General features: G+C 58.9%; 11 protein-coding genes. 5 read left to right on the forward strand and 6 right to left on the reverse strand.

The genetic code is table 11. The features are described from left to right. The first annotated feature begins 3 nt into the window (after positions 1–3). Complete coding sequence (sbcB, locus tag LOY36_RS05840; RefSeq protein ID WP_019651416.1) at positions 4–1,434, forward strand: exodeoxyribonuclease I; 1,431 nt, start codon at positions 4–6, stop codon at positions 1,432–1,434. 98 nt (positions 1,435–1,532) lie between these two features. On the opposite strand, the gene mvaT is transcribed toward sbcB, so the two are convergent. Beyond that, complete coding sequence (gene mvaT, locus LOY36_RS05845) at positions 1,533–1,910, reverse strand: histone-like nucleoid-structuring protein MvaT (protein WP_007933316.1); 378 nt, start codon at positions 1,908–1,910, stop codon at positions 1,533–1,535. A 327-nt stretch (positions 1,911–2,237) separates the two neighbouring features. Here mvaT and purU point away from each other — a divergent pair, with 327 nt between their 5' ends. Together purU and LOY36_RS05855 are read left to right on the forward strand one after the other, a co-directional pair. Then, a complete protein-coding gene (purU, locus tag LOY36_RS05850) occupies positions 2,238–3,086 on the forward strand; it encodes a formyltetrahydrofolate deformylase (protein WP_007933315.1) in 849 nt (282 codons plus the stop codon). Between the two features lie 81 nt (positions 3,087–3,167). Next, on the forward strand, positions 3,168–3,344 hold the full coding sequence (locus LOY36_RS05855) for a hypothetical protein (RefSeq protein ID WP_173861182.1): 177 nt from the start codon (positions 3,168–3,170) through the stop codon (positions 3,342–3,344). 9 nt (positions 3,345–3,353) lie between these two features. Here LOY36_RS05855 and LOY36_RS05860 read toward each other — a convergent pair whose 3' ends face one another. From LOY36_RS05860 to LOY36_RS05875, 4 genes are all read right to left on the reverse strand, one after another. After that, positions 3,354–4,349 (reverse strand): lysylphosphatidylglycerol synthase transmembrane domain-containing protein, encoded by a 996-nt coding sequence (locus tag LOY36_RS05860; protein ID WP_258672570.1) that lies wholly within the window; start codon positions 4,347–4,349, stop codon positions 3,354–3,356. Further along, a complete protein-coding gene (locus LOY36_RS05865) occupies positions 4,346–5,122 on the reverse strand; it encodes a polysaccharide deacetylase family protein (protein WP_258672571.1) in 777 nt (258 codons plus the stop codon). The genes LOY36_RS05860 and LOY36_RS05865 overlap by 4 nt, the downstream gene beginning before the upstream one ends. Next, positions 5,115–6,236, reverse strand: coding sequence for a glycosyltransferase family 1 protein (locus LOY36_RS05870; protein ID WP_258672572.1), 1,122 nt, complete (start codon positions 6,234–6,236; stop codon positions 5,115–5,117). The genes LOY36_RS05865 and LOY36_RS05870 overlap by 8 nt, the downstream gene beginning before the upstream one ends. A gap of 258 nt (positions 6,237–6,494) precedes the next feature. Then, positions 6,495–8,384: a methyl-accepting chemotaxis protein gene (locus LOY36_RS05875; RefSeq protein ID WP_258672573.1), complete on the reverse strand. Its 1,890-nt coding sequence runs from the start codon at positions 8,382–8,384 to the stop codon at positions 6,495–6,497. A gap of 184 nt (positions 8,385–8,568) precedes the next feature. Between LOY36_RS05875 and LOY36_RS05880 the strand changes: the two genes are divergently transcribed. Next, a complete protein-coding gene (locus LOY36_RS05880; RefSeq protein WP_258672575.1) occupies positions 8,569–10,056 on the forward strand; it encodes a DUF853 domain-containing protein in 1,488 nt (495 codons plus the stop codon). A gap of 79 nt (positions 10,057–10,135) precedes the next feature. On the opposite strand, the gene LOY36_RS05885 is transcribed toward LOY36_RS05880, so the two are convergent. Further along, entirely contained in the window at positions 10,136–10,591 is a 456-nt protein-coding gene (locus LOY36_RS05885) for a DUF721 domain-containing protein (protein WP_258672576.1), read from the reverse strand. A 307-nt stretch (positions 10,592–10,898) separates the two neighbouring features. Between LOY36_RS05885 and secA the strand changes: the two genes are divergently transcribed. Further along, complete coding sequence (gene secA / locus LOY36_RS05890; RefSeq protein WP_019651425.1) at positions 10,899–13,634, forward strand: preprotein translocase subunit SecA; 2,736 nt, start codon at positions 10,899–10,901, stop codon at positions 13,632–13,634. Positions 13,635–13,645 lie beyond the last annotated feature (11 nt).

Genomic DNA, 13,645 nt, shown 5'->3' on the forward strand with positions numbered 1-13,645 from the left:
CCCGTGACCTCGATCTTCTGGTACGACTACGAAACCACTGGCATCAACCCCCGTTGCGACCGTCCGTTGCAAGTGGCGGGGATTCGCACCGACTTCGATCTCAATGAAATAGACGAGCCGGTCAATCTCTACTGCCAGCCCAGTGACGACATCCTGCCGCATCCGGCAGCCTGCGCGATCACGGGTATCACGCCTGGCCTTCTGGCCGAGCAAGGTTTGAGCGAAGCCGATTTCATGACACGGGTGCATGCCCAGCTCGCTATGCCCGGCACTTGTGGCGCGGGGTACAACACGCTGCGTTTCGACGACGAGATGACCCGTTATAGCCTGTATCGAAACTTTTTCGACCCCTATGCGCGGGAGTGGCAGGGCGGCAACAGCCGCTGGGACCTGATCGACATTGTGCGCGCGGCTTATGCGTTGCGTCCCGATGGCTTCGTCTGGCCCAAGGATGACGAAGGGCGGGTGACGCTCAAGCTCGAACGCCTGACCGCCGCCAACGGCATCGATCACGGGAATGCCCACGAGGCACTGTCGGATGTTCGCGCGACCATCGCCCTGGCGCGCCTGATTCGTGAAAAACAGCCGAAGTTGTATGACTGGCTGTTTCAGTTGCGCAGCAAACAAAAGGTGATGGACCAGATTCGGCTGTTGCAGCCGATGGTGCACATTTCCGGGCGCTTTTCGGCGGCCCGCCATTATGTCGGCGTGGTACTGCCACTGGCCTGGCATCCACGCAATCGCAACGCGTTGATTGTCTGTGACCTGCACCTGGACCCTCAGGGGCTGCTCGATCTGGATACCGAAACCTTACGTCAGCGGCTTTATACCCGCCGTGACGATCTGGCCGAAGGCGAACTGCCGGTGCCGCTCAAGCTCATCCACATCAACAAGTGCCCGGTCGTGGCGCCGTTATCGGTACTTCGTCCCGAAGATCAGCAACGCTTGGGGCTGGACATGGCGCTCTATCAGGAACGGGCGCTGCGGCTAAGTGCCGCACAACAACTTTGGCAAGATAAAGTCTCGGGAGTTTATGCCCGCGAGGATTTCGCCGCGAGCCTGGACCCCGAGCAACAGTTATACGACGGTTTTATCGGCGATCGGGACCGGCGTCTATGTGAGCAAGTCAGAGCGGCCGATCCTGCGCAATTAGCACAAGAGCAGTGGCCTTTCGATGATGAACGCTTGCCCGAATTATTGTTTCGTTATCGCGCACGCAACTTTCCCGATACGTTGAGCCTGGAAGAGCAAGAGCGCTGGCGAATATTCTGTCAGCAACGTTTGTCCGCACCGGAGTGGGGCGCTCCCAATACGCTGGAAAGTTTTCTGACAGCTGCCGCCCAATTGACGATTAGTCCTACATCGTTTCAGCAAGAGGTTCTGGATGAATGGCAGATTCATGTCCAGGCATTACGCAAACGTTTGAATATTTGAAAACGAAAATGACTTGCGCTTGAATTCCGGGCATAAAAAAACGCCAGCATTTGCTGGCGTTCTTTTGGTCGCGGATCAGTCTGCGACGCGCTTGCGGCTTAGCCCAGCAGGGTAGCCCAGCCTTCAACCACATCACCGCCCCACTTGGCTTTCCACTCTTTCAGAGTTTTGTGGTTGCCACCTTTGGTTTCGATGACTTCGCCGTTGTGCGGGTTTTTGTATTGTTTAACTTTGCGAGCACGCTTGGTGCCGGTAGTTTTTACTGCGCCGCCACGTGGAGCCTTGGTTTTGGACTCTGGATCCAATAGGGCAATGATGTCACGCAGGGATTTGGAGTATTCGCCCATCAGGGTGCGCAATTTGCCTTCGAATTCCAGCTCGGTTTGCAGTTTGTCGTCTTGGGACAGGTTCTTCAAACGGGCTTGCAGCTCTTTGATAGCTTCTTCGGTGGCGCGATATTCGTTGATCAAGGACATGAGGACTACCTTATGTTGGCGCTGGATGACAGGGTGACAGTGCGACAATAATAGTCAGGGTGTTTCATCAAGTAAACATTTAACCGAAGTTTTACTTAATTTAGTTGCGATGAATAGGACACTCATTGGAGAGACAGTTAAATAGCGTCACAAATATTCACAGTTGACCTCTTGAAGACTGGCCACTAGAGCACCATGCACTGGCGTATGGCACCGCCGGAACCTGTGCCGATGACCGCAATCCGCGGCCGCGCGTCATCAATACTGCAGTTTTGCTGCGCAATCGCTAGAATGGCGGCCTTTGCGAAGTTCTGGAGTTTCCCCCTCATGCGCACTTTTCGGCTGGTGATTGCTTGCCCGGACCGCGTCGGCATCGTTGCTAAAGTCAGTAACTTTCTGGCGTCACATAACGGCTGGATCACTGAAGCGAGCCATCACTCGGACAATCTCAGTGGCTGGTTCTTCATGCGTCACGAAATTCGTGCCGATTCGCTGCCTTTCGGTATCGAAGCCTTTCGCGAAGCGTTTGCACCGATTGCCCAAGAGTTCTCGATGGACTGGCGCATCACCGACACCGAGCAGAAGAAGCGCGTGGTGTTGATGGCCAGCCGTGAGTCCCATTGCCTGGCCGATTTGTTACACCGCTGGCACAGCGACGAACTGGACTGTGAAATCGCCTGCGTGATTTCCAACCATGACGATTTGCGCAGCATGGTCGAGTGGCACGGTATTCCTTACTACCATGTACCGGTCAACCCGCAGAACAAGGAACCGGCTTTCGCCGAAGTCTCGCGCCTGGTCAAACAGCACGACGCCGAAGTGGTGGTACTCGCCCGTTACATGCAGATTCTGCCGCCCGACTTGTGCAGCGAATATGCCCACAAAGTCATCAACATTCACCACAGCTTCCTGCCGTCGTTCGTCGGTGCCAAGCCGTATCATCAGGCTTCGATGCGCGGTGTGAAGTTGATCGGCGCCACTTGCCACTATGTAACCGAAGAGCTGGACGCCGGTCCGATCATCGAGCAGGACGTGGTGCGTGTCAGTCACAGCGACAGTATTGAAGACATGGTGCGCTTCGGTCGTGACGTCGAGAAAATGGTGCTGGCTCGTGGTCTGCGTTATCACCTGGAAGACCGGGTGTTGGTGCACGGCAACAAAACCGTCGTGTTCTGACAGCCATACGGTTGAAATCCGAAGGGCCTGGGCGTTCAATCGCTTCAGGCCCTTCGCCGTTTCTACACTGAGGACATGACCATGGCCGATCCGCTGGATAAAGCTGTTTCCAAGGCGCCCGCCACATTGGGCGAGGGCTGTTTGAGCCGCTACGATCCGGACGACCTGAGCCCCGAAGACGGCACGGAGTTTCCCGGCGCCGCCGAGTTGTGGGAGCAGTTGCAGGACGATTCTGAAGATACAGCCGGGGGCGCCTGAAAAGATCTTTCAAGCTTGCTTGAACTTCATCAACTTCTTCAGCAATGGCCGCCCGAGCATCAGCAGAAACACCGGGCCACCGACCACCAGATAGAAGTAATAGGTCACGGTCCGCCAGATCAGAATCGCCGCCGCCGCGGTGGATTTCCCCACCATGGGCGCCAGCAGCGCTGCCGACGTCAGTTCCGCCGCCCCGGCACCGCCCGGCAACAGACTGAATTGCCCCGCACTCAATGACAGCATCTGGATCAGAAAGCACCAGGCCCATTGCAAGTCCACGCCCAGCCCGCGTAACGCCAGATACAGCACGCTATACCGCAAGACCCAATGCAGGCAGGTCAGGGCAAACACCGTGATCAATGTTTGAAAGGGTAACTTCAGTGTGTCGGTGAACGCCGCCAGGAAGTGCAGGAGCTTTCGCGCCCAGCGAAGCCGAGTCGCTTCTTTGACATTGAGACGGGCGAGCAACCGACCGCTCAGGCGAATCAGCGAACGGTGGTAGCGAGCCACCACCGCGCAACTGAACAACCCGCCGAACATCGAGATGGCGCTGACGGTCAGCAGCCATTCCATGCGCTGACTGAGGTGCTGGAACAGGGCATAAATCAGAATCCCGCACAGCGCGCAGAGAAAAAACAGCAAGTCGCTCAACTGGTCCATGGCGAACACGGCGCTGCCCCTGGCCGGCCGTACACCGTGGCGCGCCAGCAGGGCCATGATGGTCAGCGGTCCGCCGCTGCCGCCGGGGGTGGCGCAGTAGGCGAACTCGGCGGACATCACCACCCCGAGGCTTTTGAGGCGGCTCACCTTGTCACGCTGATCGCCCAGCAACAGGCGCAAGCGCAGGGTGTTGAGCAGCCAGCACAACAGGATCATGCCGAACATGATCAGCAGCCATTCCAGCGGGAAGCGTTGCAGCCGCGACCATGTCTCGCCGCCGCCCAGCAACGACGGGATGAGCACTGCAGCGAGCAGGGCGACGACCAGCAGAATCCCGCGGCTCATGCGGCGCGACCAATGAGGTCGCGTTGCTGTGCCAGCCAGTTGGCCTTGGTCATCGGCACACGGCCCTCGTCGAGCAAACGCTTGAGGAGTTGCAGCCAATAATGACGCGAGAATTCATGGCGCATGTCCACCGGGTGCAGGCTGAGGCGAATCACCGGCGCCTGGCGCCAGCGTTGTTCGCGCTGCTCGCTGACCAGCCTGGACAAACCCCGGCGCCAGGCACTGCGCGCGCTCCAGACCAGGCCTGGGGCATCGATCGCAGTGAAATCCGGCAGACGAATCAGGTGCTGCGAATCGCTGGTGTAGCGCAGCGGTAACTGGCGCAAGGCCTGACGGGTGCCTTCGCTCATCAGCCAGGCGGGGGCGACGAAGCCTTCGAGCGGCCAGTTGTAACGATGGAATACCTCGATTCCGGCGCGCAGGCGGGCGAGGGCGGCTTCAAGAGGCAGGTCGTAGAACTCGCCTTCGTGGGTATAGATCCGGCGCATGAACCAGTCTCGGGGAGTGGTGGGAATCGGCCCTTCATCGCAATGGAAGTAACCGTGCAGTGCCAGTTCGTCGCCGCGAGCGACACGACTGCTCAGCACACGTCGAAATGCCGGATAGGCGTCCAGGTCGTTATGTTTATGGAAGTTCGGCACCACCAGCCAGGTCATCGGCACTGTACCCAATGCGTCGACGGCTTCGACGAAGGCCTGGTAATCGGGCCAGGTCTGCGGTGCAACGTCGTGTAACACCAACAACAGGCTGGGTGTGTTCATGGGCTCAGCCATTGGCGATCAGCGGCCATTGCGTGCCGAGTACGGCGTGATAGTGCCCCAGCAGACTGTGGACCACGGTGTCCCAGGCGTAATGTTGCTCGACATGTCGGCGGGCCTGTTTGCCCAACGCGGTGCTGCCTTGGCTGAACAGTTCGCGAACGGTGTTGGCCATCGCCACTGGATTGTTCGGCGCGCAGAGCAGGCCGCACTGATCGGTGACAATCTCTTGAAAAGCCCCGGCCGCCACGGCCACCACGGGAATGCCACTGGCCATGGCTTCGAGAACCACCAGGCCAAAGGTTTCCTGATCGCCGGCATGCACCAGCGCGTCGGCGCTGGCCATCAGGCGTGCGACTTTGGCTGCCGGGCAGAATTCATCGAGGACGGTGACATTGCGCGGCACCAGGGTCGGCATCGACGAGCCCACCAACAACAGGTGGTAACGACGGCCCAGGCGTTTCATGCAGTTGAGCAGCACCGGCAGGTTTTTTTCCTTGGAGCCACGGCCGGCGAAGATCAGCAGGTGAGTGTTTTCATCGATGCCCAATTCAGCCCGCAGGCCTGGATCCCGAACGCTGGGGTTGAACGTTTGCAGGTCGACGCCCAGGGGCTGTACGAAAACGTTCTTCACCCCCAACCCGATCAGTTTGGAGGCCATGACCTGGCTTGGCGCCAGAACCCGGTCGAAGTTGCCATAGAGCTTGCTGACATACGCTTCGACATTGGGCGTAACCCAGTTGCCCATGCGATTGCTGACCAGCAACGGCAGGTCGGAGTGATAAAAACCGATTACCGGCACATCGAGCTGTCGCTTGGCGTCCAAAGCCGCCCAGGCAGTCAGGTAAGGGTCGCCGACTTCGATCAAGTCAGGCTGTAAATCCTGTAGAACATTGCGCCACGGCGCGAGACGGAGGGGGAAACGATAACCCTTGCCGAAAGGCAGGGCCGGGGCCGGAACCGTGTAAACGCCATCCTGTTCACTCAAATGAGCCCCGGGGATCAACAGGCTGTGACAAATGCCCGATTTGCTGCCCAGGCGACGGTGCTTGGCATCCAGATACGTGCGCACGCCACCGCTGGCAGGGGCGTAGAACATGGTTATGTCAGCGATATGCACGATGAACATCCCTCCGGGCCGTTGTTCTCCCTTTGGTTGACCTATATGAAGGATAGATGTTCGGTTGGGGTTTTGCGGTGAAGCCAAGGGCTTTAGACCGTTGTGTGGCGAGGGAGCTTGTCGGAACGCCGCACCGTCCCGCTCGGCTGCGAAGCAGTCGTAAATCAGCCGGTGTGTTCAATCTGGCACACCTTTGATCCCGATTTTGGGGTCGCTTCGCGACCCAGCGGGAGCAAGCTCCCTCGCCACAGTGTCTGTGATCAGACGTTAGATACGGAAACTGCCCACCAATTGCTTCAAGCGCGAGGCCTGTTGCTCAAGGTCCGAGCACGCCCGCAAGGTCGATTGCAGGTTTTCCACGCCCTCCTGGTTCAGCGTGTTGATCTCGGTGATGTCCACGTTGATCGACTCCACCACCGCCGTCTGTTCCTCGGTCGCCGTGGCCACCGACTGGTTCATGCCGTCGATTTCGCCGATGCGCAACGTCACGCTGTTCAGGCGCTCGCCGGCCAGGTTGGCGATTTCCACGCTGTCCTGGCTGTGGCGTTGGCTGTCGCTCATGGTGCTGACGGATTCGCGGGCGCCGACTTGCAGCTCCTCGATCATAGTCTGCACCTGTTGCGCCGACTCCTGCGTGCGGTGCGCCAGGTTGCGCACCTCGTCGGCCACCACGGCAAAACCGCGCCCGGCTTCACCGGCCCGCGCCGCTTCGATGGCGGCGTTGAGCGCCAGCAGGTTGGTTTGCTGGGAAATGCTGGTGATCACTTCGAGAATCTGCCCGATGTTCACGGTTTTGCTGTTCAGCGATTCGATGTTGGTGCTCGAAGCGCTGAGCATGCTCGACAGCTGATTCATCGCGGCAATGCTGCGATCCACCACTTGCTGGCCGTCTTCGGCCAGGCTGCGGGCATCGCTGGCCTGATTCGACGCTTGCGCTGCGTTACGGGCGATTTCCTGAGCCGCGGCGCCGAGCTGGTTGATGGCCGCGGCGACGCTGCTGGTACGCGAGGCTTGCTGGTCGGAATTGAACATCGACGAGTTCGAGGCCGCCACCACCCGCAAGGCCACTTCGTTGACCTGGCCGGTGGCCGAGGACACTTCGCGGATCGACGTATGAATCCGTTCCACGAAACGGTTGAACGCCGTGCCAAGGATGCCGAATTCGTCCTGATTCTGGATGGTCAGGCGTTTGGTCAGGTCGCCTTCACCGTCGGCGATGTCTTCCATGGCGCGGGTCATCACATGCAGCGGCTGGATCAGCAGGCGGATCAGCATGCCCAGCAAGCCAATGATGATGGCCACTGCAATCAGGGTCGCGATGATCGCCGAGGTGCGGAATTCGCTGAGCATGGAGAAGGCTTTGTCCTTGTCCACAGAGAGGCCGATGTACCAGTTGACCGAGGACAGTCCCTTGATCGGGGTGAAGGTCACGATGCGGGTTTTGCCGTCGACTTTGATCTCGCTCGGCTGATTACCGATGACGGGCGTGTCTTGCGGGTAGACGTCCTTGAGGTTTTTCATCGCCAGCGCTTTGTCCGGGTGAACCAGGATCTTGCCATCGGCGCTGACCAGGAACGCATAGCCCATGCCGTTGAAGTCCAGCGCGTTGAGGCTGTCGGTGATCACTTGCAGACTCAGGTCGCCACCGACCACGCCGATGTTCTGACCGTCCTTGAGGACGCTGTCGACGATGGAAATCACCAACTGGCCAGACGCCAGGTCGATATAAGGTTCGGTCAAGGCAGAACCACTGGTGCTTTGCGCGCTCTTGTACCAAGGGCGGGCGCGAGGGTCATAGCCGTCGGGCATCTTGCTGTCCGGACGGATAATGAAGGTGCCGTCCTTGTTGCCCAGGTAGGCACCCATGAAGGTCGATGTGACGGCCTTCTGTTCCAGCAGTTTGGCGACGTTATCCGTCTCGGCGTTCAGGGCAACAGTTTGTGAGAGGTTTTCGATCAACAGGCTACGACCCGCCAGCCAGGTCTGAATATTCTTGGCGGTGACGTTACCCATTTCTTGCAGGTAGTTGTCCAGGTCGCGGCGTATCGCATTGCGCTGCAAATAGTCGTTATACAGCGTGAAGGAGGCGAATGCGGCGATAACGATCAGGGCGGCGGCAAGCAGTATTTTATGGCTGAAGCGCAGGTTTTTATTCATGGCTTGTGGGTCCGCTAAGGTCTTATTGTCCAGGGCGTGCTTTTATAAAGGCGCGCAAAATGGGCAGGGTTGAAAGTAAGCTGATATTTCCGTCTCTCCTTAGGGAATTACCGACGCTATTTTCAGTCTGGTCTCTCGGTTGTTATCGGCCATGAAGGATCAAAGATTAACCAGGGGTGACAAAATGCCTGACTCATCGCAACTCGTTATCGGCGCTGACCTCGCGGGCCAGCCAATCGCCCAGGCCATGCGCCTGGCGAACCGTCACGGTTTGGTAGCGGGCGCTACCGGGACCGGTAAAACCGTCACGTTGCAGCGCCTGGCCGAAGCGTTCAGCGATGCAGGCGTGGCGGTGTTCGCGGCGGACATCAAGGGCGACCTGTGCGGCCTGGGCGCCGCCGGTAACCCTCAAGGCAAGGTCGCGGAGCGGATCGCCGGCATGCCTTGGCTGAACCATAAGCCTCAGGCGTATCCGGTAACCCTGTGGGACATTCACGGTCAGTCCGGTCATCCATTGCGCACCACCTTGAGCGAAATGGGGCCGTTGCTGCTCGGCAGCCTGCTGGAGCTGACCGACAGTCAGCAGTCGGCTCTTTATGCCGCGTTCAAGGTGGCCGACCGCGAAGGGCTGTTGCTGCTGGATTTGAAAGATTTGAAGGCGCTGCTCAATCACCTGCGCGATAAACCCGAATTACTGGGCGATGACGCGGCGCTGATGACCACCGGTTCCAGCCAGGCACTGTTGCGCCGTTTGGCGACGCTGGAACAGCAGGGCGCCGAAGCGTTGTTCGGTGAACCGGCACTGCAACTGGAAGATATTTTGCAGCCGGCGATGGACGGTCGCGGGCGCATCCATTTGCTCGACGCCAGCCGTCTGGTGCACGAAGCGCCGAAGGTCTACGCGACGTTCCTGCTGTGGTTGCTGGCTGAATTGTTCGAGCAACTGCCGGAACGCGGCGATGCCGATAAACCGCTGCTGGCGCTGTTTTTCGACGAGGCGCACTTGTTGTTCGCCGGTACGCCCAAGGCCTTGCAGGATCGTCTGGAACAAGTGGTGCGGCTGATCCGTTCGAAAGGCGTGGGCGTGTATTTCGTCACCCAATCGCCGGGGGACTTGCCGGATGATGTACTGGCTCAGTTGGGCCTGCGTGTTCAGCATGGCTTGCGCGCGTTCACCGCCAAAGAGCAGAAATCCCTGCGTGCAGTGGCCGAGGGCTTCCGGCCGAACCCGGCATTTGATGCCTTGTCGGTGTTGACTGAGCTGGGCATCGGCGAGGCGTTGGTCGGCACCTTGCAGGACAAGGGTACGCCGGAGATGGTCCAGCGTGTACTGGTCGCACCGCCGCAATCGCGGATCGGGCCACTGACCGAGACTGAGCGCACGGTGCTGATTGCCGGTTCGCCGTTTAAAGGGCGATATGACAAACCGGTTGATCGCGAATCGGCCTATGAAGTGCTGATGGGGCGCAAGGGGTTGGCGCCGGAGCCTGAAACCGCGCCGGGCAAACCTGCCCCCGAAGAGCCGAGTTTCACCGAACAGGCCGGGGAATTCCTCGGTACGGCCGCAGGACAGGCGCTTAAATCGGCGATGCGACAGGCGGCCAATCAATTGGGCCGACAGCTGGTACGCGGGTTGATGGGCTCATTGCTCGGCGGTAGCAAACGCCGCTGAAAATCAAAAGATCGCAGCCTTCGGCGGCGCCTACAGGCGCGTAGGAGCTGCCGAAGGCTGCGATCCTTTGATCTTGCTTTTAAACCTTGGGCTTGGCGTGCGCCGCCAACCGCTCCAGCGCCGCCCTTAGATTCGGGTCGGTAATCCCGTCAGCCGTCGCCTGAATGGTCGCCGCGGCATCCGTCGACAAATCCATGGTATGCCCAGCCGCTCCTTGCTGAACGGTCGGTGGCTGCACCTTGAACAGGATCCGCGTCAGGCTGGCGAACTCGTCGAACAGCTGTAACTGGCGTTGCAGACGCTTTTGTTGATAACGCAGGCGGGTGGCCCAGTGACCGTCGGTGACAATCAGCAATAAACTGCCTTCGCGCCACGACGCCACATGGCAATGCTCGCGGGCGGCCGGTTGCAGCTGGCTTTCCACCAGACGTTGCAAATGACCCAGGCGTTGAGCGTGGCCAAAGATGGCTTTCAGCGGTTTGGCTTCGCGAAGCAGAACGGCGGGTGCTCTGGCCGTGAGAGGGCGAAATGCCATGATCGAACACCTGAAGTAACAGAACGGCCATGGTAACAGAAAGCACCCGCTGGTCCCGACCCATTGCTTTACGAGCGCTTTACCCATTAAATCAACGAGTAACTTGTACCCTCAATGGGTTGAAGTTCAGTAAAAAGCCCTTATTTTAAGTGAGCCCCGTCACAGCGCAGTGCATGCATCGTGGAATAACGCCACTTTCCTCACCATCGTTTCCGGGTAGAATGCTCGTTCGCATGCGGCCATGAGGGCTGCACGGGCGACTCACGGGGCCGCCCTCCATCCCTTTAGTGTGGAAGATCCTGCCGATATGTTTGCGCCTTTGTTAAAGAAACTTTTTGGAAGCAAGAACGAGCGTGAAGTCAAACGCATGCTCAAGACGGTGCAGCTCGTCAATGCCTTCGAAGAGCAAATGGTGGCCCTTTCGGACGATCAATTGCGTGCCAAGACCAACGAGTTCAAGGCCCGCCTCGCCAAAGGGGAAACCCTCGACAAGCTGCTGCCAGAAGCCTTTGCGGTCGCCCGCGAAGCCGGTAAGCGCGTCATGGGTATGCGCCACTTCGATGTCCAGCTGATCGGCGGCATGACCTTGCATGAAGGCATGATCGCGGAAATGCGTACCGGTGAAGGCAAGACCCTGGTGGCAACACTGGGCGTTTACCTCAACGCGCTGTCCGGCAAGGGCGTGCACGTTGTGACGGTGAACGACTATCTGGCCCGTCGTGACGCCAACTGGATGCGTCCGCTCTACGAATTCCTCGGCATGACGGTCGGCGTGGTCACGCCATTCCAGCCGCCGGAAGAGAAGCGCGCCGCTTACGCCGCCGATATCACCTACGGCACCAACAACGAATTCGGTTTCGACTACCTGCGCGACAACATGGCGTTCAGCATGGAAGAAAAATTCCAGCGCGAACTCAATTTTGCCGTGATCGACGAAGTCGACTCCATCCTCATCGACGAAGCCCGTACCCCGCTGATCATCTCCGGTCAGGCCGAGGACAGCTCCAAGCTGTACATCGAGATCAACAAACTGATCCCGCAGCTTGAATTGCACATCGAGGAAGTCGAAGGCGAAGTCACCAAGGCCGGCCATTACACCATCGACGAGAAGACCCGTCAGGTCGAACTCAACGAAGCCGGTCACCAGTTCATCGAAGAAATGCTCACCCGCGTCGGCCTGCTGGCTGAAGGCGAGAGCCTGTATTCGGCGCATAACCTGGGCCTGTTGACTCACGTCTATGCCGGCCTGCGTGCGCACAAACTGTTCCATCGCAATGTCGAGTACATCGTGCAGGACGGTCAGGTGGTGCTGGTCGACGAACACACCGGCCGTACCATGCCGGGTCGCCGTTTGTCCGAAGGTCTGCACCAGGCCATCGAAGCCAAGGAAAACCTGAACATCCAGGCCGAGAGCCAGACCCTGGCGTCGACCACGTTCCAGAACTACTTCCGTCTGTACAACAAGCTGTCCGGCATGACCGGTACCGCGGACACCGAAGCGTTCGAATTCCATCAGATCTATGGCCTGCAGGTCATGGTCATCCCGCCGAACAAGCCGTTGGCGCGTAAAGACTACAACGACCTGGTGTTCCTGACCGCCGAAGAGAAATACGCGGCGATCATCGGCGACATCAAGGAGTGCATGGCTCAGGGCCGTCCGGTGCTGGTGGGTACCGCCACCATCGAAACGTCCGAGCACATGTCCGGCCTGCTCCAGAAAGAAGGCATTGAACACAAGGTTCTGAACGCCAAGTTCCACGAAAAAGAAGCCGAAATCATCGCTCAGGCCGGTCGTCCGGGTGCACTGACCATCGCCACCAACATGGCCGGTCGTGGTACCGACATCCTGTTGGGCGGTAACTGGGAAGTGGAAGTGGCTTCGCTGGAAGACCCGACCCCTGAGCAGATTGCCCAGATCAAGGCCGACTGGCAGAAACGTCACCAGCAAGTGCTGGAGTCGGGCGGCTTGCAGGTGATCGCTTCCGAGCGTCACGAATCGCGCCGTATCGACAACCAGTTGCGCGGTCGTGCCGGTCGTCAGGGCGACGCCGGTTCCAGCCGTTTCTACCTGTCGCTGGAAGACAGCCTGATGCGCATCTTTGCCTCTGACCGGGTGAAGAACTTCATGAAGGCGCTGGGCATGCAGTCCGGTGAAGCGATTGAACACCGCATGGTGACCAACGCCATCGAGAAGGCTCAGCGCAAGGTTGAAGGCCGCAACTTCGATATCCGTAAGCAACTGCTTGAGTTCGACGACGTCAACAACGAACAACGTAAAGTGATCTATCACATGCGTAACAGTTTGTTGGCCGCTGACAACATTGGCGAAACCATTGCCGATTTCCGTCAGGACGTGCTCAACGCAACCGTCAGCGCACACATTCCGCCACAATCGCTGCCTGAGCAGTGGGACGTGTCCGGTCTGGAAGCGGCGTTGCAGAGCGACTTCGGTGTGGCGCTGCCGATCCAGCAATGGCTCGACGAAGACGACCACCTGTACGAAGAAACCCTGCGCGAGAAGCTGCTCAACGAACTGATCGCCGCGTACAACGAGAAAGAAGACCAGGCCGGTGCCGAAGCACTGCGCTCCTTCGAGAAGCAAATCGTACTGCGCGTGCTCGACGACCTGTGGAAAGACCACCTGTCGACCATGGATCACCTGCGTCACGGCATCCACTTGCGTGGTTATGCGCAGAAGAACCCGAAGCAAGAGTACAAGCGCGAGTCCTTCACCTTGTTCTCCGAACTGCTGGATTCGATCAAGCGCGACTCGATTCGTGTGCTGTCGCACGTTCAGGTACGCCGCGAAGATCCGGAAGCCGAAGAGCAACGTCTGCGTCAGGAAGCCGAGGCGCTGGCTGCGCGCATGCAGTTCCAGCACGACGAAGCGCCTGGCCTGGAGCAACCGGAAGTGTTGGGTGAAGAGATCGATGTTGCTCTCGCCACCGCACCGGTACGCAACGAGCAGAAGCTGGGCCGCAACGAGCTGTGCTACTGCGGCTCGGGCAAGAAGTTCAAGCATTGCCACGGGCAGATCCAGTAAAACCCGTTTCA

The organism is Pseudomonas sp. B21-019 (assembly GCF_024749225.1).
GTDB lineage: Bacteria > Pseudomonadota > Gammaproteobacteria > Pseudomonadales > Pseudomonadaceae > Aquipseudomonas.

Coding starts and splice junctions, on each gene's coding strand:
- mvaT (WP_007933316.1), bottom strand. CDS start 1,910: ATGTCCTTGATCAACGAATATCGCGCCACCGAAGAAGCTATCAAAGAG.
- purU (WP_007933315.1), top strand. CDS start 2,238: ATGCGCACTTTTCGGCTGGTGATTGCTTGCCCGGACCGCGTCGGCATC.
- LOY36_RS05855 (WP_173861182.1), top strand. CDS start 3,168: ATGGCCGATCCGCTGGATAAAGCTGTTTCCAAGGCGCCCGCCACATTG.
- LOY36_RS05860 (WP_258672570.1), bottom strand. CDS start 4,349: ATGAGCCGCGGGATTCTGCTGGTCGTCGCCCTGCTCGCTGCAGTGCTC.
- LOY36_RS05865 (WP_258672571.1), bottom strand. CDS start 5,122: ATGGCTGAGCCCATGAACACACCCAGCCTGTTGTTGGTGTTACACGAC.
- LOY36_RS05870 (WP_258672572.1), bottom strand. CDS start 6,236: ATGTTCATCGTGCATATCGCTGACATAACCATGTTCTACGCCCCTGCC.
- LOY36_RS05875 (WP_258672573.1), bottom strand. CDS start 8,384: ATGAATAAAAACCTGCGCTTCAGCCATAAAATACTGCTTGCCGCCGCC.
- LOY36_RS05880 (WP_258672575.1), top strand. CDS start 8,569: ATGCCTGACTCATCGCAACTCGTTATCGGCGCTGACCTCGCGGGCCAG.
- LOY36_RS05885 (WP_258672576.1), bottom strand. CDS start 10,591: ATGGCATTTCGCCCTCTCACGGCCAGAGCACCCGCCGTTCTGCTTCGC.
- secA (WP_019651425.1), top strand. CDS start 10,899: ATGTTTGCGCCTTTGTTAAAGAAACTTTTTGGAAGCAAGAACGAGCGT.